The organism is Oceanobacillus sp. GQ8, from assembly GCF_059758495.1.
In genome coordinates this window covers 424,913-445,293 of the sequence record NZ_JCAXEV010000001.1, presented here as the reverse complement: position 1 = coordinate 445,293, position 20,381 = coordinate 424,913, and the positions used below count along the sequence as shown (strand labels likewise).

The following is a 20,381-nucleotide window of genomic DNA, read 5'->3' as shown; positions in this document are numbered from 1 at the left end:
AATTCCAGTTAAAAATACCAACTTTACTATTATTACTTTCTTATAAATCATGTCTCATCCGAAATTATCTTTCCATACTTCCCCCCGCCACCAGCTTTTATCCCTAATTTTCCCTCTCGCATTTGGATGATAGATTTGGCAATCTTCCCTTGTACGATCTCTTCCATTTCTTCTAATGGAGCGCGGTGAATCACATTCATTTCGTTGTCAAATCTCTTCAGTAACTTCTCATACGTTTTCTTTCCAAGGTAAGGAATATATTCAAGCGGTACTTGATAAAAGTAAGGTGGTCGGTTCTGCTTATTCGGTATACCGTTACTTAGTTCATTTATTCGATCTGCCACACCTTTTGTTATTTTGTTGGAACCACAGTGAATACAATGTGTCGATTTTGAGGGAGTATGTTGGTTACACTCATTACAAACTGTAAGATGGTACTTGCCCAGTGCTGGGTTCATACCATAGTTAGCAGAGATAGCCCGCCCTTTCACATTGTGTAATGCCCATAGAAACTCTTTAAACGATGGGCTTTCCATTCGTACTACTTGATATTCACGAGCGATTTTAGCCAGGGAGTGTGCATCAGAGTTTGTTAAAAAAGTATAGGCATGTAGTTCAGCAAGCTGATCCGCCATTTCGGTGTCAGAACTAAGTCCCAGTTCAATCCCGTCAATTAGATCTGAATCAAATACCTCGGTCAGCGATTTTCTAACTCCTTTTCCGAACAAGCTTTTAAACGGGGTAAAGACGTGCGCGGGAATGAAAATACCTTCTAGCTCTTTAATCTTGTATTGTAATTCTTTTCCAGTTCCATAGTAGCGTTGTGAGCTTAAATTGATATTTGTCATTCTCTGTGCGAGCCATTCGGTAAACTCGGACATGCTTTTAAGATTAGGAAGAAAACACAATACATGAATAGGTCCCTGACTGGAAGCATCATATATTTCAATTTCTGATCCAAGTAATAAAGTAACCCCTTCAAATTGTATCCCACCGTCTTCTAATTCCCGTGCTTCCCCAGATTTAATCAGCATGTTGATTTCTCTCTGAACCGCTGGGGCATGGCAATCAATCACACCAATCATGCCCATCCCCTTATTCCTGCTTGCTTCTATAAGAATGTTCGTTAACGTTAGCGACTTTGCACCAGTTATTTTCACTGGCCTATTATCCATATCTCTACCAATATGAATATGCATATCAACAAAATAATTTGATAGCATGATTATCTCCCCAATGCATGCAAGTAAAGAATTGCATAATTTGTTTTGGCATCATGAATTCTTTCTTGCTCGACAAGCTCTTTCGCCTCATCTAATGTCAGTTCAAGGACCTCAACAAACTCGTCTTCGTCACTTTCGGGTTGAGTATCCATCTTCTCAAGCTCATCCGTTATATAGATATGCATTAATTCATCTGCAAAACCGGGTGATGTGTAAAATGATGTAACGAATGAAAGCTCGTTAGTTGTATAACCTGTTTCTTCCTCTAATTCACGTCTGGCAGTAACTTCGGGCGCTTCACCAATTTCCACTTTCCCAGCTGGGATTTCAACCAGTGACTTTTCAAGTGGCTTGCGAAATTGTTCCACTAACACAATTTTATTATCTTTTGTAATTGGAATTACTGCTACTGCTCCTGGGTGCTTAATTAATTCTCTTTTCGCTGTTCTCCCATTTGGAAGACTTACTTCATCCACCCGCAAATCAACAACTTTCCCTTCATAAATGGAAGTTGTGTTTATTGTTTTTTCTTCAAACTTCTTCATATATAATCCTTCTTTCTTTTGTTCTTCGTTTCAGGAACACTACTTCGTTAAAATGATTTCCCTTATAACAAGCATTCAATTAACTTTCTTCTGTTAGTATAAGATATTATAAAGGCCACCGCAAAATAGTTGTATTGCGTTTAAGTACTTTTTACAATGGGAATAGTACTAAATTAGGAGGATGATTCGTTTGAGAGAAAATCAATTGGGTAAATCGGGAATTATGATTTCTGCCCTCACATTAGGTTGTATGTCACTTGGCACAGATGAAAAAAAGGCAAAAAATATAATCAATATGGCACTTGATAGAGGAATAACACATCTTGATACGGCAGATCTATATGATTTTGGTACAAATGAAGAAATCGTAGGAAAAGCAATTAAAGGAAAACGAGATAAGGTTGTTCTCACAACAAAAGTGGGAAATCATTTTAATAAAGAAACAAAAGACTGGCACTGGGACCCATCAGCTAAACATATAACGGAAGGGGTAAAAGACAGTTTACATCGTCTACAGACAGATTATATTGACTTCTATATGTTGCATGGTGGCACGCTCGATGACCCAATAGATGAATCAATTGAAGCATTTGAACGTTTGAAAGAAGAAGGTTACATACGAAGTTATGGAATTTCCTCTATACGTCCTAATGTTATTCGTGAGTATGTAAAACACTCAACGATTGATGCTGTTATGATGCAATATAGTATCTTTGATCGCCGCCCCGAGGAGGAACTACTTGATCTACTACACGCAAATGGAATCAGTGTACTTGCAAGAGGCCCATTAGCCAAAGGAATGTTGAGTAATCAGGCTAAACAAAAGATTGAGGCGAAAGGAAGTGAAGGGTACCTCACCCACTCCTACGATGACTTACAGAAATACTATGAGAGACTATCCAATCTCACATTTAAAGGTGGCCTGCAAGAACTTGCTCTACAATATGTACTCAAACACCCAGCTGTTGCCAGTGCAGTATTTGGCTCAAGTTCTATAGAACAACTAAAGGCTAGCACTGGATTCTCATTAGAAGAACTTTCAAATGAAACTTATTTGGAAATTCAGCATGATGTAAAACCAATTCGGTATGAAAATCATCGGTAACTATAAGCACACAGCTTTTATCTTTCTATTGTATAAATTAGGGGCTGAGACATAACGTCCCAGCCCTTTTAAAACGCGAACAATAATAAAAAACTGCTTAATTACCGCTCTGGAAAATACTCCGCTTTCCGTGGGCACGGCCTTGGGCTAACAGGATGTTGGTCACGAAGGGGTTGCCACAGGACGTGGCGCTCTTAGCCTTTGTTCCTTTACTTGCGGGGCCTTCGGACTCGTGTTGTTTCCACTGGACAAGTAAGGTTTCGGCAGCATTTCATCGCACGCAGAAAATGCGAATGCATTTTCAAGGAGTCTCCGCATTTTTCCTTCGCTAAAGTGTGATTCAGATACAAAAAAATTAGGTACTATCCGGAAGTGTTCGAACTTTTTCTGCAATACTCCGTTTGAATGTACGGTTTTTTCTTGTTTAGTTTTCTTATGTCCCAGACTCTTTATATTTCACATATACTTTGTGGTGCGATAAATGGATTTAGGATTCCTTCAGGACTCGATAAACGAAGCATGCCATTTATTACATCAAGCTTCATTGATTCAGCAAAAAATACTTTTTGGTGCTCTTGTATTAAAACAGGGAAGCTGTCACTTTCTATCTCAAAATAGTCATTTGTATAGCCATTAGTAAATCTTATTGTAGGTACGCCATTTACACCACAACCACATCCCTCTGTGTCATACCAGAGAACAACATAACGATTTTGATTTACATTTCTTTTTTCCAGTTCCTCTTTTGCACCTGGGGTGATATGAAGTTCCATACTATTCCCTCCATTTGATCTTTGTTTATTTTTTATTAAATTGCGTTTCAAGGAGTTTTTCCATCATACCTGGAAAAACATGGTACAGTCTGCTCCCTGCTTCCATCCAACCAGGCATATTAATTTCCCTTTTCTGCTTGAACAGGTTTCGCGTAACTTTGTTTGCAACACAATTAGGGTCTAGTATATAACGGCCAACATTTTTCTTATACGACCCTTTAGGATCTGCCTGAGTAAAAAAGTTTGTATCTACAGGTCCTAAATTTACTGCTGTAACAAAAATGTGATCTTTTGCAGTTTCCATACGCAAACTATTAGTAAAACCAATAACGGCATGTTTCGTTGCAGCGTAGACAGCCGATTTAGGAGTAGATATTTTTCCTGCCTGTGAGGCAATGTTTACGATATGCCCTTGTTGCTTTTGCTGAAAATGTGGGAGGAGCATTTTTGTAAAGTGTATTAAAGAGATAACATTAACTTGAAACATGCTTTCTACGTCCTGCATAGATATTTCTTCAACAAGCTGAAATTTGCCAAAACCAGCATTATTGATTAGTCCATCTATATTAGGATGGTCATGTAAGAGTAAGTCCACTGTCCGCATCATTTCGTTTTTATTCGATAAATCACAAGTATAGTAATAACAATCGATGTTAAAAGTTTGTTTTATTTTATCACAATGCTCCTTCATTTTAGCAGTGGAACGTGCTATTAGAAGTGGTACCCCTCCACTTGCAGCGATATGCCATACGATGCTTTCTCCAATTCCACTTGAGGCGCCAGTAACAATTACTTTTTTATTTTCCAGCCGTCGTTGCTTCATAAAACTTCGTCGTCCCCTCTGTACTTTTGCTAACAAGCCCACCCGCTTTAAGATAGTCGAGCTGGCCAATAATATCTGACATAGTCAAATCAATTTGGCTCTCATAACGCATCGGGAATATTTTTTGACATAGTTGAAAAGCAGTTTGTTTACCTGTTTGAAGGAAAGCTAATACATTAGCAGCACGTTTTTCCTGTTTATTAAAACGAGACTGAACGATCTCCGATACATTCGAAAAGATCTCTCCATGACCTGGTAAAACCTGACTAATTTCGATAGATACACACTTTTGAAGGCTATCCCTATACTGTAGCATGGGAGATGCTCTTCGTTCCCCTTTATGTATTGGGGCTTCAACTACAGGATTGGAAGAAATGTTTTTCAATAAATGGTCTCCGCCGATGAATATTCCATCAGACTCTCTATAAAAAGAAACATGGCTCTGTGCATGGCCCTTCGTGTTAAGGACCTGCCAATCAGGATGTCCTGGCAGCCTATCCCCCTCTTCAAGAGTTTTGGTTAAATGGCCCTCTCCAGCATAGCTTAATAAGGACCGTAACTTTTTTCCTATACCCTGAAAACGTTCAGGAATATCACATTGGATAAAATATTCTTTGAAGAAATCCTCATATCTATTAAAATATTGCTCGTCTTTTCTTAACCACAGGTCAACAAGATGATTAGCCATTATTTCCCTAGCACGTGGAAATGCCTCAATCAATCCAGTGTGATCTGGATGATGATGCGTCAATATAATTTGTTCAATATCCCTTGGATGATAGCCAATTTGTTTTAATTGTATTTGAAATGCTTCATAAGCTTCTTTTGTCTTTACTCCTGCGTCAATAAGAGACAACACTTCTCCTTTTAGTAAATAAACATGTACATCCCCAACTGCAAAAGGAGTTGGGACAGTGATTTGATATAATGTATTGTCAATAATTTTCATGATTTCCACCCTTTAAGATAAGCATAGCGTACGGTGTCGTTCCCGAACTCAGCAATAATGAATAGCCATTCATTATTGCTATTCTACACTATTTTTAGCTTATTGTCTTTTCGGGGAACTTTCCAGCAACTGTTGTATGGCTCTGGAAATAATAGTAGGTAAAGAATGAAAGCTATAATTTAACTCTAGCCTTTCAGTCCACTGGTGAGGATCCCTCCCCAATGGCCCAATATTCAGAATTGGCATTTTTAATTGCTCCATCATTTCCTCAGGAAAGACAAAACCATTATGCTGAAGCGGCATGTTTGCTGTAAGCTGCTTTATTCTGCTATTAGAGGTAACAGGACCTACAAAGCTCAAATCGGACAAACCAGTGAAAAACTCTGAATTAACTAAATCAATACCATAATTTTCTTTTGTAAACTTTTTTATATCAGCCATAACATATTGTATATACGGGTCATGGTGTGAAGACACAGCAGGATAAAATGGCGGACTGTAGAACAACACGATCATTGGAGCTAAGTCATTACACATGGCTGCTAATTCCTGAACTAATAACGTGGAAAAGTCACGGTCTCCCTGTTCCCGTTGACTGCTTAACAGGTTTTGCCGGCGGTTTATTTCTTCTTGGCCATACCTTTTAACAGCCTCTTGGTATAATTCCTCATACATAAATACACTTACCTTTGAAGCAGGCATGGTAAAGTCCTTTGCTACTGTTGCAAAATGCTCTGCTTTCTTTTTTACATATGCTTCAATTTGCTTTACAGCTTTATTAGCACTATCCAGAAGCTTTCCGTTTAATTCTTCAAAGCTTTGTTTTAAATAAAGAACGTTATACATTGCGATGGCAGCTTGAGGCGTCTGCACAGAATATTCCGCTTTTAAATCTCGATGCATTAAACTCACAGGTGGTGGCGTGATTTCATCTTCTATTTGCTCAATAAATGCCTCATTTAATTCCATCTGCTGTGATAAAAAACTAATCATTAGATTGGGGTTAATCCCTGCGAATGGTTCCCCAACATGTGATTCTTTTCCATAACAATAAAATCCAGGAAGCACTTTTCCAATCGATCCCGTGTATACATAATGAGCAGGATCTCCAGGGTATTTGCTAAACATAGGCTCACTATTTAAGCAGGCAATGTATTCTATTTCTTCGGTTTCTTTTAAGTGATTTAACACGGGAAGTGCTGTAAGCATACCACTAGAATTCACTTCCTCATCAGGTACAGAAAGTAGTAACACGTTCCCATCAAACTCCCCTTCAATTGCTCGTTCTAGCATTGCTAGTTGAAGCGCCAACCCCGCCTTCATATCCATCGTCCCTCTTCCAAACAGCCAATCCCCTGCTTCTAGATCCTTTCTAACATTCTCAGGGAGTTGATGCTTTGATTGGAAGAGTTCCTTTGTCAGTTCCTTAGGATGAAAGGCTAAATTTCTAAGAGAGCCATAATCTTCAACACCAACCACATCAAAGTGGCTCAGCAGGATAACCGTGTCTTTTTTCTTTTGCTTTCCTTTCACAAGTGCTGTTAACAGCCTCCTTCCATCTTCTAATGGATGAAGATTCAAAGAAGATGCGTTCTTTTGAAAGTATTCCTTTTGGGATAGGATGTGATAAAGATATTCCGCAATTGCAATTTCCGCAGTTGAACCAGTTATACTTTGATATTGTACTATGGAGCAAAGTAAATCCGTTAACTCTTCTTTCGTTTGCCACTTTTTCAATTTAAATCCCCCTGTCTAAATTGACTTTTGCCCTAAAATAAAACACAATTAATATAGAGGTGAAACTATTGCAAACAAAAATTATTGCGCATCGAGGTGCAAGTAAATACGCACCAGAAAACACGATGCCAGCCTTTGAACTAGCGCTTGAGCTTGGCGCTGATGGTATCGAAACAGATGTTCAGTTAACAAAGGATAAAGTACCTGTATTAATTCATGATGAAAACGTAAAGCGGACCTCCGATGGAAAAGGCTACGTTAAGGACTTAACCTATGAACAATTAATCAATCTCGATATGGGTTCTTGGTTCTCCACTAAATTCATTGGAACAAAGATTGTTTCATTAGAAAACTTCCTACAATGGGTCCAAGATAAACCGTTACATTTAAATATTGAACTAAAAAATAATAAAATAGATTATAAGGACTTAGAAAAGATTGTACTAGATTTATTAACCAACTATCAGTTATTAAATCGTACCACACTATCTACCTTTAATCCAAAGAGCGTAAAGAGGTTGCATGAGCTTACTAGTAAGGTCGATATCGCTTTTTTAAATTCAAAACGAATGAAATATTTCACTAAGTATGCTAAAAATCTTGGCGCTTCCTCAATCCATATCAAGTATCGCTTACTAAATTCTCGATTAATGGAGAAAAGCAGACAGCATCACCTGAATGTTCGTGTCTATACCGTGAACAAACCGTCACACTTAATACGCTGTTTCAACCAGGAATGCGATGCGATTTTTACTGATGTGCCAGATGTCGCTAAGGATTATCGTAGATTATTCACCTGATCTTTTTATAACGGGAGGAAGAAAACATGGCTAAACTATTTTCACCAATTAACTTTAAAAACGTAACCTTAAAAAACAGAATTGTAATGGCACCAATGTGTATGTACTCCTGTAACGAAGAAGATGGCAAGGTTACTCCTTTCCATGTAACACATTATACTTCCCGGGCTGTTGGCCAGGTTGGATTAATCATGCTTGAAGCAACAGCTGTTCAACCAGAAGGTCGCATTTCTTCTCAGGACCTAGGTATTTGGGATGATGATCATGTAGAAGGGCTTACAGATTTAAACCATCAGATTCATCATTTTGGTTCCAAAACAGCTATACAGCTGGCTCATGCTGGTAGAAAAGCACAATTAGATTCCAACATCTTTGCTCCGTCTGCCCTAGCCTTCAACGATTCCTATAAAACACCTCAACAAATGACTGTAGAAGATATCAAGGAAACGATCGAAGCGTTTAAAGCTGCAAGCAAAAGAGCAAAACAGGCAAACTTTGACATTATAGAAATACACGCAGCTCATGGTTATTTAATTAATCAATTTCTTTCTCCATTAACAAATAAACGTGAAGATTCCTATGGCGGTAGTAGAGAAAATCGCTACCGTTTACTCGAGGAAATTATTTCAGCAGTAAAACAAGCGTGGGATGGTCCGTTGTTTGTACGGATATCTACCGATGAATACGCAGAGGGCGGAAATAGTTTGGATGATTTTGTCTATTTTTCTCGTAGAATGCGCGAACAAGGAATTGAGTTGATTGATTGCAGCTCTGGTGGTGTTGTGCCAGCATCTATCTCTGCCTATCCAGGCTATCAGCTTCCACGCTGTGAGATGATCAGAAAAGAAGCAAACATCTCAACAGGCGCTGTAGGTCTCATTACTACAGGCGTGCAGGCTGAGGAAATTATACAGAATGAACGTGCCGATCTAATCTTCCTGGCAAGAGCATTGTTGAGAGATCCGTATTGGCCAAGAACGGCAGCTACTGAATTAAACGAAAAACTATCTGCCCCTAAACAATATGAGCGTGGCTGGTAAATCATGGAGGAATAAATTATGGAACTCGTTTTTCTTGGGACTGGCGCAGGTGTTCCCTCAAAGGAACGGAATGTAACGTCCATAGCCTTAACTCTCTTACAAGAGCAAAACAGTGTTTGGCTATTTGATTGTGGTGAAGCAACCCAACATCAAATACTAAATACCTCGATTAAGCCTAGAAAGATTAATAAAATCTTTATTACCCATCTACATGGCGACCACTTATTCGGTTTACCAGGACTTTTAAGCAGCAGATCTTTTCAAGGAGGCGAAGAAAAAGTCACCTTATACGGACCAGAAGGATTAAAGAATTTTGTTTCTACTTCTTTAAAAGTTAGTGGCACCCATTTACGTTATCCTATCGACATCCAGGAAATTACTGAAGGTAAAATCTATGAAGACGATCAGTTTACCGTGTTTGCAAAACAGCTCGATCACGGTATAACTAGTTATGGTTATCGCATTGAAGAAAAGGACCGACCAGGAGAACTACTTGTAGAGCGGCTAAAAGAACAAGGCGTTCAGCCTGGTCCCATCTATCGCCAAATAAAAGAGAGCCCCTTTGTGGATATCGCTGACGGACAGCGGCTAGTAAGTGAAGATTTTATTGGGCCAAACAAACCAGGAAGAGTTCTAGCTATACTTGGGGATACGCGTGCTCTGGCAACACACCATGAATTCATAAAAGATGCGGATGTTCTTGTGCATGAAGCTACCTTTGAAAGGGAAAAGGAACAGATGGCATGGGACTATTTCCATTCTACTACTACACAAGCAGCCGAAGCCGCAAGACAAGCTAATGTTGGGAAATTGGTGCTGACACATATTTCCTCTCGTTACCAAGGAGAAGATAACGATCGCTTACTCCAAGAAGCAAAGCAAATATTTTCCAATACAAAACTTGCTACGGACTTCTTCAAACTAGACATCACTGCACATTCATAAGGGGGAGATCAACATCACTACAATCAAACAAATCGTAGAAGAACAGCGGGCTTTTTATCAAAATGGAAATACAAGAGACTATCAGACTCGTAAAGCATCATTAGAAAGCTTGAAAAGGATGCTTAAGAAGCATGAAAAAGATATATATCATGCCTTGCGATCAGATTTGAACAAATCTGAACACGAAGCCTATACTACTGAGATTGGTTTTCTTTACTCGGAAATCGACTTTACTTTAAAAAATTTAATGAATTGGATGGAGCCAACGAAAGTCACTGCTCCTATTACTCATAAGGGAACCAAAAACTACATTGTGCACGAGCCCTATGGCGTTAGCTTAATTATTTCGCCATGGAACTACCCACTCCAACTAGCCCTCGCTCCGGCAATTGGTGCTATTGCTGCGGGAAATTGCGTGGTAATAAAACCTTCGGAGCACGCTAGAGCAACTTCCTCTTTATTGGCAAGTATGATAAAACGTACATTTGACCCTTCCTATATTACGGTTATTGAAGGTGAAAAAGAAACGAATCAAGAACTGCTACGCCAGCGTTTTGATTACATTTTCTTTACTGGTAGCACAGATGTTGGAAGAATTGTGATGAAGCAAGCCAGCAAATATCTTACCCCGGTCACACTTGAACTAGGTGGTAAGAGTCCTGCCATTGTTGATAAGGATGCTAATATCAACTTGGCTGCCAAACGTATAGTGTGGGGTAAATTTACAAATGCTGGCCAAACTTGTGTAGCTCCAGATTATGTATATGTTCATGAAAAAGTGAAATTTAAGCTATTGAAAGCAATGAAAAAATATATTAAGTCTTTTTATGGAAAAGAACCTTTAAATAATCCTGATTATACTAAAATCATTAATGAAAGACATTTCGATCGAATTTTAGGATATCTAACAGATGGTACCCTGCTTCATGGGGGCAATGCAGAAAAACAATCACTTATGATCGAACCAACTATTCTTGATAAAATTTCATGGGACGACAGCGTAATGCAGGAGGAAATATTCGGACCTGTTTTGCCGGTTCTATCTTTTACAAATGTAGAAGAAGCTGTGGAAATGATTAGTAAGCAGGAAAAGCCACTGGCACTTTATTATTTTGGAGAAAATATTAAGACACAAGAGCAGGTCATTCAATATCTTTCTTTTGGTGGTGGAAGCATTAATGATACGATCTTTCATTTAGCAAACCCTCATCTTCCATTCGGTGGTGTTGGCAATAGTGGAATGGGACAGTACCATGGTCAATCTAGCTTTAAGACATTTTCCCACCAAAAAAGTATTCTAAAGCAATCAACTAAATTTGATGTGCCTTTCCGTTATCCTGGAAGCAAACTGGGCAAGGCTGTAATCAAGCGAATTATGAAGTAACACCAAAAAGCTCCCAATTTTTCATCTAGCGAAAAATGGGAGCTATTCTTTTTTATAGTCATCAAGAAAATCTTTTTGAAAACTAGTTCTTGGTTGATCTTCTTCTTTAACCGCTTCTAGTTTTTTAAATACATCCTTGCCATACTTCTCTGATAATCCTTCTATTGCTTCATAAAGCTTTTCTTTTCCTGCCTCTTTCTCATACGTAAACAGGTCTAATTGCTTTGCAATATTCTTTTTCACTTCCACATCTTGAAGCGTGATGCCGAGTAATCTAACAGGCTCTTGATTCCAATGTTTATGGAAAAGTTCTTCTGCTTCATACATAATTTCATCTTTTGTATCAATATACCGATAAAGCTTCTTGCTCCGTGTAATCGTTTTACGATCTTGGTATCTTATCATTAATTGTATACTCTGCCCTGCTGCATTCTTTCTTTTCATTCTGCGCTCCACGTTCTCTGAAAGAATCGCAAGTAGCCTTCTTACTTCCTGTTCATCAACAGTATCATAAGGTAAGGTTTGTGAGCTTCCAATGCTTTTAAATTCAAAAACGGCATCTGGATCAACTGGTCTGTTATCTATTCCATTTGCTCTGTTTTTAAGTCGTTCCCCATTTATACCGAGTACTTGCTTTAATTCATACGTATTATAATTTGCCAGATCACCAATAGTCTTTATTCCTTTTTCAATCAATTTCGTTGCTGTCTTTTCCCCCACACCATACATTTCCCCTATGGGAAGTGGCCAAAGTGTTGAAGCCAGCTCCCTTTTCCTTAAAACCGTTATGCCTAATGGTTTTTTCATATCGGAGGCCATTTTGGCTAGAAATTTATTAGGTGCAATCCCAATACTACAGGGTAAGTCTAATTCATCAAGTACTCTTTTTTGTAATGAATCGGCTATTTGTAATGGCGTAAGATCACTGGTTACATGGGTTATATCCATATACCCTTCATCAATGGAAACAGGCTGAACATCTGGCGTGATCTCTGATAGAATACGGAATAGCGCTTTTGATGCTGCACGGTACCGTTCAAAGTTTGGACGCATCACAATGAGTTCAGGGCAATTCCTTTTTGCCTGCCAAATTGTCATGGTCGTTTTAACACCTTTTGCACGGGCCTCATAACTGCTTGTCACAACAATCCCTTTCCGTTCCTCCGGATTACCCGCAATAGCCAAGGCTTTACCTTTTAAATCAGGGTTGTAAGCAGCTTCCACAGAGGCATAAAAACAGTTCATATCTATATGGAAAATAACCCGTCCTTTGTGAGGATTGTTTGCTGTCAATTTCATACACCCTTTATTATTATCTATAACAATTATAACACAAGAAAAGCGGAGAGCGCCCATACTAAAGAACGCCGGCTAAAAACGACCCGTCCTGGGTCAACACCGGCATGACCCAGATCCTCCAAATGAACCATCCAAAGAGAAACCCTCTTAAGGCTTCACCTCAAAAGGGTTTCTCAGTATGAGTTATAAAACGAGGTTGTCGAAAGTAAATTGCTGTTCAATATACCTTTACGCTTCTTTAGCTGCTTCCGTTATAATAGATCCGACAAGCTCTGTTATCTTCACAAGTTCTGCTACTGGGATACGTTCGTTAGTAGTATGAATTTCTTCATATCCCACAGCAAGGTTAACCGTAGGGACGCCATGACCAGCTATTACGTTGGCATCACTTCCACCACCGCTTTGTAATAGCTTACTTTCACGTCCTACTGCCTTTGCTGCACGACGAGCTACCTCAACGACCTGGTCTCCTGCCTTTTGTTTAAACCCTGGATACATAACGTTAATCTGAACATCAGCTGAACCACCAAGTTCCTGTGCCGTTTTTTCGAATGCTTCTTTCATCTTGGCAACTTGTGCTTCCATTTTCTCTGGTACAAGAGATCTCGCCTCAGCAAGGATTTCCACATGATCTACGACAATATTAGTCTGCTTGCCACCTTCAAAGCGACCAATATTAGCAGTAGTTTCCTCATCAATTCGTCCTAAAGGCATTTTAGCAATAGCCTTTGCTGCTAATGTAATAGCGGAAATTCCTTTTTCAGGCGCTACACCTGCATGAGCTGTTTTTCCTTTTATAACGGCGAAAACCTTCGCTTGGGTAGGGGCAGCGACGATAATATCTCCTACATCCCCATTACTATCCAATGCATAGCCATACTTCGCATTAATATGTTCTGGGTTCAATGCTTTTGCACCCACTAGTCCTGATTCTTCACCAACAGTAATAATAAATTGAATATCCCCATGTTCTGTATTGTTCTCTTTAAGTACACGGATTGCCTCTAGCATTGCCGCTAAGCCTGCTTTATCGTCAGCTCCAAGGATTGTTGTTCCATCCGAAACAATATAGTCACCTTCAATTGAAGGCTTAATTCCCTTACCTGGTACTACTGTATCCATATGAGAAGTGAAATAAATTGGATCTACTCCTGACTTCGTTCCCTTTAAGGTGCAAATAAGATTTCCAGCTCCATGGCCAGTCACTTCTGATGCATTATCTTCCACTACCTCAACGCCAAGGTCTGTAAATTTTCGCTTCAGTACCGCTGCAATTTCTGTTTCATATTTTGTTTCTGAGTCAATTTGGACAAGTTCAAAAAATTCGTTGATTAATCTTTCCTGGTTTACTGTAGTCATAGATTTTAGTCCTCCAATAGTTACTATAATGGCATGTTACCATGTTTTTTCTCTGGTCGTTCCACTTGTTTATTATACATCATTTCCAAAGCTTGAATAAGTTTAATGCGCGTTTTCTCTGGAAAAATCACATCATCGATCATCCCTAAGGCAGCAGCCGTATAAGGATTAGCGTGCTTTTCTCGATAAACGGCTATCTTCTCTTCTCTAGCTTTCTCTGGGTTTTGGGCTTTCTTTATTTCATCACTGTTTAAAACACTCACTGCACCTTCTGGGCCCATGACAGCAATTTCAGCCTGCGGCCAAGCGTAGACTACATCAGCACCGAGCGATTTACTATTAAGGGCGACAAAAGCACCACCATATGCTTTACGTAAAATTACCGTGATTTTAGGAACAGTTGCCTCTGCATAGGCATAGGCAATTTTTGCTCCATGCCGAATAATTCCCTCGTGCTCTTGCTTTACCCCCGGTAAGAAACCCGTAACATCTTCTAAAGTAATGAGGGGAATATGAAAGCAATCACAAAAACGTATAAATCGCGCTGCTTTATCACTAGCATCGATGTCCAGTCCCCCGGCTTTATACTTCGGCTGGTTACAAACCAATCCAATAGCTATTCCATGCACCCTAGCAAAACCTACTACAATATTCTTTGCAAATTTGTCATGAATCTCCATAAAAGAATCCGCATCTACTATTTGCTCAACTATTCGCCTTACGTCATAGGCTGTCTTGCTATCAGAGGGAACCAATTCGAGTAATCTTGGTCGCTCATGATTTTCTTCACTAATGGGTAATGGCTTTGTCTTTTGTTGGTTTTGCTCAGGTAGAAACATTAAAAGTTCCTTAACCGCGTCCAACGCTTCCCATTCTGTTGGTTTTGTGAGATGGGCATTCCCACTTTTTTGGCTGTGTATAAAAGAGCCGCCCAGTTCTTCGGCCGTGATTTGCTCTCCTGTAACCTCCTGCATTACCTTAGGTCCTGTCACAAACATCTGAGAGATTTTTTCTACCATGATGACAAAGTCTGTCAATGCGGGAGAATAAACTGCCCCACCCGCACTTGGTCCCATTATGACAGAAATCTGGGGTATAACACCAGAATAAAGGACGTTTCGGTAAAAAATCTGACCATATCCATCTAATGAGGAAACCCCTTCTTGAATACGTGCCCCACCAGAATCAATTAAACCAATAATAGGAAGACGATTTTTACCAGCAAGGTCAAGAATTGTTGCTATCTTTTTCCCATGCATTTCACCTAGAGATCCACCTAATACTGTAAAATCTTGCGCATAAACATATACGGCCTTTCCAGCTATCTTACCAAAGCCACCAACAACCCCATCTCCATTTAAAGATTCTAGATTATTGCTATGTTTTCGTTCTGTTAAAAAAGGTTGGATTTCTATAAAACTACCCGGATCAAGTAAATAGGTCAGACGTTCTCTCGCCGTCCACTTCCCTTTAGAATGTTGCTTAGAAGTTCGCTTTTCTCCTCCACCTGTTTCCACTTGTTCTCGTTTGCTAGCTAGCTCTTTTATGTACTTGGATGGGGTCATTGTTCTCTACGCCCTCTATACTCGCAGAATTCGACTAATGTACCATTTGTAGCACCTGGATGGATAAATAAGATATCACTGTTCCTAGCGCCCTTTTTCACACCTTCATTGACTATTGGCAGATTTTTTGCTTTTAAGTCTATAAGTACTTTTTCTATGTCGTTTGTTTCAAAGGCAATGTGGTGAAGGCCTTCACCATATTTGTTTAAATATGATTGCAAAGGGGAATTTGTATGGCTTGGCTCCAATAATTCTATCAAAATATTTTCAGCTTTTAAGTGAACAATTCTAACCCCTTCAGAGAGTACTTCTTCTTTGCTCTCAACTCGTAATCCTAAGACTTCTGTATAAAAGGGCAATGCTCTATCCAGATCTCTTACTGCAATTGCAATATGAGAAATCCTTGGTGGAAGAGACATAGTACTGTTGTCAGCTGTAGCTTTTGTTCTCGCACAAAAGTCCATAAAATCTTCTCCCTCCTATTTCAGCTTCTTAATAAAAAGTTTCTCTACTATAAGAAGATTAATATGCTTCAAATTATTGGAGGATAACTTTATCTTTTGCAACATTTAGTTCTTTTAAACTTTTACTTGTCCAAATCCGGTTTTCACGATAAAATACAAGTAACAGAAGGGTTCAAAGGGGGAAAGAAAATGGCTGCAAAAAAATCAAAGCGTCAAAGAAGGACTACAGTCATCGTGTACATTATGATTATTGCAATGGTACTTTCAACATTAACTGCTGGACTGGCAATGTTTATATAATTAATCGGCAAAAGACTGAAATCAAAATTGATTTCAGTCTTTTTTAATGGAAAAAATAGCAACGACACGCTTTTTAACGGCGCCTTACGCTTTTGCTTTAGATTTTGCCTCTTTTTTATGTTGGATGTCGCTCTTTTTAAATTTCTGTTTCAATAATAAGTAGTCTTCTATTTCATGGAGAAGGCGAAACAGATTAGCACGAGTTTCGAATTCCTCACGTGTTTCAGGCAGTTCTTCCTCATCAAACTCTTTTTGTAATTTAGTTAGTTCCTCTAAGTACAATATGGCTGTATTACCTGGATGAACAGCTTTTGATAAGCTTTCAAAGAAAACAGCAACTTTTTCAGAAATGGATATTTTATTTGGTAATTTTGTTACGAGTGGTAGCATCCTTTTCAACAATTCAAATTGTCGCTGGCGCATATAAAAATAATCCTTATATGGGTGCTTGCTACGCAATAGATGATTCTCTTTGTCCCGTTCAACTAAATCAAAAGCTTCCTCAAGGATCTGTTCTGTTTCAGATATTTCCTTGCCATCCCAATGTATCTCTTTATTGCGGATATATAAAGCTACCTCATACAAAATAGTCTGGAAATTACTTTCCACTCTGTTCTGCTTATTTTTTAACTTTTTATCCAAGCTCGGCATGTATAAATTTAATAACAGTCCTGTACCAATTCCCACAATGATCAATACAAACTGATCTGTTAAAAAATTCAAATCTATCCCCGAGGCACTATATAAATTTAAAATAATTACAGAGCTTGTAGCGATTCCCTGTGTAATTTTTAAATAAACAGTCGTCGGTATAAATACCGCTAGCATCAAACCCACTGAAACAGGATGGTAGCCAATGATCTCGAAGAATACTAAAGAAAAAACACTTGCTAGTACACAAGCCAAAAAACGGTTCCAGGCACTTAGAAAAGATTGTTTTCTTGAAGGCTGGATACAAAGAATAGTTAAAATTCCTGCTGAAACAAAGTTTGTTAAACCAAGAAATTGAGCAATAGATATGGCAAGAGGTGTACCTATTGCCGTTTTTATCGTTCTATAGCCGATCTTCACTTTTATAACTCCTTTAACTCGCATTGCTTTACGGCATATTCGTTTTGTAACGAATGTTCACGTTTCTCTTAGGCTTGAAACGTGAAAAAAGAGGCTGACCTAAATAAATAGCGACAGCCTCTTTTTAATATACACTTTTTGCTTATTAAAACAAGCAAAAAATGCGTTAAATTTCTTCACAGTGTTCATCAAATATGGATTGCAATCTGCCAACAACATCCATCGCGCTATGGCCTTCTATATCATGTCTTTCTAACATGGTTACAATCTCCCCATCTTTCAAAAATGCGAAGGAAGGTGATGAAGGAGGATATCCTTCAAAATAGCTTCGTGCTTTTTCTGTAGCTTCCTTGTCCTGACCGGCAAAAACAGTAACTAAATGATCTGGTCGTTTGTCATAATGAACAGAATTAGCTGCAGCTGGGCGAGCTACTCCTCCTGCACATCCACAAACAGAATTCACCATCACAAGGGTCGTCCCTTTACGAGCAACTGCTTGATCTACATCTTCTGGTGTTTTCAGTTCTTCGTATCCTGCTTCCGTTATATCTTCACGTGCTGCATTGACAACATCATTCATAAAAATGTTGAAATCCATACGAAATCCAACCCCTTACGTTAAATTAGTTCTATCAAATCTTGTAAACAGCATACCAAGTTTTACTTGATTTATCAATTTATTAAGATTAACAACATACTATGCTCGCTGATTTAGTAAATACTCATTGTCTTTTCATTCATATTTTCTAACGTTTTCTTTAGATAGGAGAGGAAATTCCCACAAACTAAACCATCTAATACTCTATGGTCAAGGGATAAAGATAGATTAACCATATCTCTAGCTGCAAACATATTGTCGACAATAACTGGACGCTTTACGATCGATTCTACTTGTAAAATGGCAGCCTGCGGGTGGTTAATGACACCCATTGAACTAATTGACCCAAAAGAACCAGTATTATTGACCGTAAATGTACCACCTTTCATGTCGTCCCCTGTTAATTTACCTTTCCTCGCTTTAGCTGCCAGTTCAGTAATATCTTTGGCAATTCCTTTAATACTCTTCTCGTCAGCATTCTTTATTACAGGGACAAATAATTCCTCATCTTTTGCTACGGCAATGGATAGGTTGATTGCCTTTTTCTGTATGATTTTATCTCCAGCCCACATACTGTTTAATTGAGGATATTCTTTCAATGCCTGAGCAACTGCTTTTACAAAGAAAGCAAAGAACGTAAGGCTGAATCCTTCTTTTTTCTTAAAATCATCTTTAATTTGGTTACGATATGTGACCAGATCTGTCACATCCACCTCCACAGTCATCCATGCATGAGGAATCTCCTGTTTAGATCGAACCATGTTTTGCGCAATTGCTTTTCGTACCCCTGTTACAGGGATTTCAATATCTCCTTGTTGCACATCTGAAACAGATGCGGAAGAAGTAGCTTTTTCTACAACTGTCTCTGACTGAGCTTGAGAAGACTTAGAAGACACTTCTTGATTACTGCTTGTCGTTTTTGGTTTTCCATTTGACAAGTAGTTTTCAATGTCTTTCCGCGTTATCCTACCTTTTTGACCAGAACCAGTAACTTGGTCAAGATCAATATCCTTCTCTTGTGCTAGGCGGAGCACTGCAGGAGAATAGCGTTTTTTCATGGATTGATCTTGATTCGGTTGCTCTGTAGTTTCTTTTGGATCCTCAACCGTTTCTTTATTCGTAGGCTGTGTTGAATCGCCTGCGCTGTCTTCTGTATCGATGTAGCACATTAAATCACCGACAGCAATGGTTTGCCCTTCTTCGGCAACGAGCTCTTTAATGGTACCAGTGAAGGAAGAAGGTACTTCTGCATTCACTTTATCTGTTAGTACCTCTGCAATTGGATCATATTTATTTACTTTGTCGCCTACTTGAACAAGCCAAGAGCTTATTGTTCCCTCTGTTACACTTTCCCCTAACTGGGGCATGTTAATTTTTTCCGAAGCCATTATTCAATCCTCCTTCAAGTTTAAAATTCCGCAAGTTCTCGCATCGCTTTTTCTACTTTATCCGGGTTCATCATAAAATACTTCTCCATAGTTGGTGCATAAGGCATGGATGGCACATCTGGGCCAGCAAGACGCTTAATTGGTGCATCAAGATCGAATAAACAGTTTTCTGCAACAATTGCTGCTACTTCCCCAATAATGCTTCCTTCTTTATTGTCTTCTGTTACAAGAAGTACTTTACCCGTTTTTTGAGCTGCCTCTATTATGGCTTCTTTATCTAATGGATAAACGGTACGTAAATCTAGAATATGAGCGTCGATTCCTTCTTCTGCAAGTTTTTCAGCAGCTTGTAGAGCGAAATGGACACACAAACCATACGTAATAACGGTGATATCAGAGCCTTCTCGCTTCACATCTGCCTTGCCGATCGGGAGTACATAGTCATCTTCAGGAACCTCGCCTTTAAGTAACCGGTACGCTCTTTTATGCTCTAAGAAAAGGACAGGATCATTGTCCCTAATAGATGCTTTTAACAGTCCTTTTACATCATAAGGTGTAGAGGGCATAACAATCTTTAACCCAGGCTGATTAGCAAAAACTGCTTCAATTGACTGGGAATGATAAAGCGCTCCGTGAACTCCTCCGCCATATGGGGCACGAATAGTCATCGGAACATTCCAATCATTATTGGAACGGTAGCGCATCTTTGCAGCTTCTGAGATAATTTGGTTGACGGCAGGCATAATGAAGTCAGCGAATTGCATTTCCGCAACTGGACGCATTCCGTACATTGCTGCCCCAATCCCTACACCTGCTATTGCAGACTCAGCAAGCGGCGTGTCAAGCACACGTGCTTCACCAAATTCATCATAAAGACCATCTGTTGCGCGGAATACGCCGCCTTTTTTTCCTACATCTTCTCCCAAAACAAATACTTTTTCATCTCGTTGCATTTCTTCTTTTAGTGCAGCTGTCACTGCTTGAATATACGACATTACTGGCATGTTTCTATT

20 protein-coding genes are annotated in these 20,381 nt (G+C 39.1%); 6 read left to right on the top strand and 14 right to left on the bottom strand.

Annotated elements, in window-relative coordinates; all coding sequences use genetic code 11:
* Positions 1-47: 47 nt before the first annotated feature.
* Positions 48-1,223 (bottom strand): endonuclease Q family protein, encoded by a 1,176-nt coding sequence (locus AC6CHS_RS02360; RefSeq protein WP_498233829.1) that lies wholly within the window; start codon positions 1,221-1,223, stop codon positions 48-50.
* Positions 1,224-1,225: 2 nt separating this feature from the next.
* Positions 1,226-1,768 carry an NUDIX hydrolase gene (locus AC6CHS_RS02355; protein WP_498233828.1) on the bottom strand — a complete coding sequence of 181 codons (543 nt, stop codon included), beginning with the start codon at positions 1,766-1,768 and terminating at the stop codon, positions 1,226-1,228.
* Positions 1,769-1,958: 190 nt separating this feature from the next.
* Between AC6CHS_RS02355 and AC6CHS_RS02350 the strand changes: the two genes are divergently transcribed.
* Positions 1,959-2,873 (top strand): aldo/keto reductase, encoded by a 915-nt coding sequence (locus AC6CHS_RS02350; protein ID WP_498233826.1) that lies wholly within the window; start codon positions 1,959-1,961, stop codon positions 2,871-2,873.
* 449 nt (positions 2,874-3,322) lie between these two features.
* Here AC6CHS_RS02350 and AC6CHS_RS02345 read toward each other — a convergent pair whose 3' ends face one another.
* From AC6CHS_RS02345 to AC6CHS_RS02330, 4 genes are all read right to left on the bottom strand, one after another.
* On the bottom strand, positions 3,323-3,646 hold the full coding sequence (locus tag AC6CHS_RS02345) for an iron-sulfur cluster biosynthesis family protein (protein ID WP_498233825.1): 324 nt from the start codon (positions 3,644-3,646) through the stop codon (positions 3,323-3,325).
* 25 nt (positions 3,647-3,671) lie between these two features.
* Positions 3,672-4,469 (bottom strand): SDR family NAD(P)-dependent oxidoreductase, encoded by a 798-nt coding sequence (locus tag AC6CHS_RS02340; protein ID WP_498233823.1) that lies wholly within the window; start codon positions 4,467-4,469, stop codon positions 3,672-3,674.
* A complete protein-coding gene (locus AC6CHS_RS02335) occupies positions 4,444-5,418 on the bottom strand; it encodes an MBL fold metallo-hydrolase (protein ID WP_498233821.1) in 975 nt (324 codons plus the stop codon). The genes AC6CHS_RS02340 and AC6CHS_RS02335 overlap by 26 nt, the downstream gene beginning before the upstream one ends.
* A gap of 99 nt (positions 5,419-5,517) precedes the next feature.
* Positions 5,518-7,155: a M20/M25/M40 family metallo-hydrolase gene (locus AC6CHS_RS02330; protein WP_498233819.1), complete on the bottom strand. Its 1,638-nt coding sequence runs from the start codon at positions 7,153-7,155 to the stop codon at positions 5,518-5,520.
* 68 nt (positions 7,156-7,223) lie between these two features.
* On the opposite strand from AC6CHS_RS02330, the gene AC6CHS_RS02325 reads away from it, so the two are divergent.
* Genes AC6CHS_RS02325 through AC6CHS_RS02310 form a run of 4 tightly spaced genes read left to right on the top strand, consistent with a single transcriptional unit; the run spans position 7,224 to position 11,324 of the window.
* A complete protein-coding gene (locus tag AC6CHS_RS02325) occupies positions 7,224-7,955 on the top strand; it encodes a glycerophosphodiester phosphodiesterase (RefSeq protein WP_498233818.1) in 732 nt (243 codons plus the stop codon).
* Between the two features lie 26 nt (positions 7,956-7,981).
* Positions 7,982-8,995, top strand: coding sequence for an NADPH dehydrogenase NamA (namA, locus tag AC6CHS_RS02320; RefSeq protein WP_498233817.1), 1,014 nt, complete (start codon positions 7,982-7,984; stop codon positions 8,993-8,995).
* An 18-nt stretch (positions 8,996-9,013) separates the two neighbouring features.
* On the top strand, positions 9,014-9,940 hold the full coding sequence (gene rnz / locus AC6CHS_RS02315) for a ribonuclease Z (RefSeq protein ID WP_498233816.1): 927 nt from the start codon (positions 9,014-9,016) through the stop codon (positions 9,938-9,940).
* 13 nt (positions 9,941-9,953) lie between these two features.
* Positions 9,954-11,324 (top strand): aldehyde dehydrogenase, encoded by a 1,371-nt coding sequence (locus AC6CHS_RS02310; RefSeq protein WP_498234546.1) that lies wholly within the window; start codon positions 9,954-9,956, stop codon positions 11,322-11,324.
* Between the two features lie 42 nt (positions 11,325-11,366).
* On the opposite strand, the gene AC6CHS_RS02305 is transcribed toward AC6CHS_RS02310, so the two are convergent.
* The 4 genes from AC6CHS_RS02305 to mce all read right to left on the bottom strand — a co-directional run bounded on the left by AC6CHS_RS02305 (position 11,367) and on the right by mce (position 16,011).
* The gene (locus AC6CHS_RS02305) at positions 11,367-12,617 is read right to left on the bottom strand and encodes a DNA polymerase IV (RefSeq protein ID WP_498233815.1); all 1,251 of its coding nucleotides are present in this window, start codon (positions 12,615-12,617) and stop codon (positions 11,367-11,369) included.
* A 234-nt stretch (positions 12,618-12,851) separates the two neighbouring features.
* Positions 12,852-13,982 carry a M20/M25/M40 family metallo-hydrolase gene (locus AC6CHS_RS02300; protein WP_498233814.1) on the bottom strand — a complete coding sequence of 377 codons (1,131 nt, stop codon included), beginning with the start codon at positions 13,980-13,982 and terminating at the stop codon, positions 12,852-12,854.
* 23 nt (positions 13,983-14,005) lie between these two features.
* The gene (locus tag AC6CHS_RS02295) at positions 14,006-15,547 is read right to left on the bottom strand and encodes an acyl-CoA carboxylase subunit beta (protein ID WP_498233813.1); all 1,542 of its coding nucleotides are present in this window, start codon (positions 15,545-15,547) and stop codon (positions 14,006-14,008) included.
* Positions 15,544-16,011 (bottom strand): methylmalonyl-CoA epimerase, encoded by a 468-nt coding sequence (mce, locus tag AC6CHS_RS02290; protein WP_498233812.1) that lies wholly within the window; start codon positions 16,009-16,011, stop codon positions 15,544-15,546. Before mce ends, AC6CHS_RS02295 begins: the two co-directional genes overlap by 4 nt.
* 189 nt (positions 16,012-16,200) lie before the next feature.
* Here mce and prli42 point away from each other — a divergent pair, with 189 nt between their 5' ends.
* A complete protein-coding gene (gene prli42 / locus AC6CHS_RS02285) occupies positions 16,201-16,311 on the top strand; it encodes a stressosome-associated protein Prli42 (RefSeq protein ID WP_119574645.1) in 111 nt (36 codons plus the stop codon).
* 84 nt (positions 16,312-16,395) lie between these two features.
* On the opposite strand, the gene AC6CHS_RS02280 is transcribed toward prli42, so the two are convergent.
* The 4 genes from AC6CHS_RS02280 to AC6CHS_RS02265 form a co-directional block, all read right to left on the bottom strand.
* On the bottom strand, positions 16,396-17,382 hold the full coding sequence (locus AC6CHS_RS02280) for an aromatic acid exporter family protein (protein WP_498233811.1): 987 nt from the start codon (positions 17,380-17,382) through the stop codon (positions 16,396-16,398).
* Positions 17,383-17,548: 166 nt separating this feature from the next.
* Complete coding sequence (locus tag AC6CHS_RS02275) at positions 17,549-17,980, bottom strand: BrxA/BrxB family bacilliredoxin (RefSeq protein ID WP_036572699.1); 432 nt, start codon at positions 17,978-17,980, stop codon at positions 17,549-17,551.
* 113 nt (positions 17,981-18,093) lie between these two features.
* On the bottom strand, positions 18,094-19,368 hold the full coding sequence (locus tag AC6CHS_RS02270; RefSeq protein WP_498233810.1) for a dihydrolipoamide acetyltransferase family protein: 1,275 nt from the start codon (positions 19,366-19,368) through the stop codon (positions 18,094-18,096).
* A 20-nt stretch (positions 19,369-19,388) separates the two neighbouring features.
* A complete protein-coding gene (locus AC6CHS_RS02265) occupies positions 19,389-20,372 on the bottom strand; it encodes an alpha-ketoacid dehydrogenase subunit beta (protein WP_443149051.1) in 984 nt (327 codons plus the stop codon).
* Between the last annotated feature and the right edge of the window lie 9 nt (positions 20,373-20,381).

Bases quoted from the DNA above. Each gene is read 5' to 3' on its own strand.
- mce (WP_498233812.1), bottom strand. From the start codon at position 16,011: ATGGACTTTTGTGCGAGAACAAAAGCTACAGCTGACAACAGTACTATG.
- AC6CHS_RS02295 (WP_498233813.1), bottom strand. From the start codon at position 15,547: ATGACCCCATCCAAGTACATAAAAGAGCTAGCTAGCAAACGAGAACAA.
- AC6CHS_RS02360 (WP_498233829.1), bottom strand. From the start codon at position 1,223: ATGCTATCAAATTATTTTGTTGATATGCATATTCATATTGGTAGAGAT.
- prli42 (WP_119574645.1), top strand. From the start codon at position 16,201: ATGGCTGCAAAAAAATCAAAGCGTCAAAGAAGGACTACAGTCATCGTG.
- AC6CHS_RS02355 (WP_498233828.1), bottom strand. From the start codon at position 1,768: ATGAAGAAGTTTGAAGAAAAAACAATAAACACAACTTCCATTTATGAA.
- AC6CHS_RS02335 (WP_498233821.1), bottom strand. From the start codon at position 5,418: ATGAAAATTATTGACAATACATTATATCAAATCACTGTCCCAACTCCT.
- AC6CHS_RS02275 (WP_036572699.1), bottom strand. From the start codon at position 17,980: ATGGATTTCAACATTTTTATGAATGATGTTGTCAATGCAGCACGTGAA.
- namA (WP_498233817.1), top strand. From the start codon at position 7,982: ATGGCTAAACTATTTTCACCAATTAACTTTAAAAACGTAACCTTAAAA.
- rnz (WP_498233816.1), top strand. From the start codon at position 9,014: ATGGAACTCGTTTTTCTTGGGACTGGCGCAGGTGTTCCCTCAAAGGAA.
- AC6CHS_RS02345 (WP_498233825.1), bottom strand. From the start codon at position 3,646: ATGGAACTTCATATCACCCCAGGTGCAAAAGAGGAACTGGAAAAAAGA.
- AC6CHS_RS02340 (WP_498233823.1), bottom strand. From the start codon at position 4,469: ATGAAGCAACGACGGCTGGAAAATAAAAAAGTAATTGTTACTGGCGCC.
- AC6CHS_RS02270 (WP_498233810.1), bottom strand. From the start codon at position 19,368: ATGGCTTCGGAAAAAATTAACATGCCCCAGTTAGGGGAAAGTGTAACA.
- AC6CHS_RS02265 (WP_443149051.1), bottom strand. From the start codon at position 20,372: ATGCCAGTAATGTCGTATATTCAAGCAGTGACAGCTGCACTAAAAGAA.
- AC6CHS_RS02300 (WP_498233814.1), bottom strand. From the start codon at position 13,982: ATGACTACAGTAAACCAGGAAAGATTAATCAACGAATTTTTTGAACTT.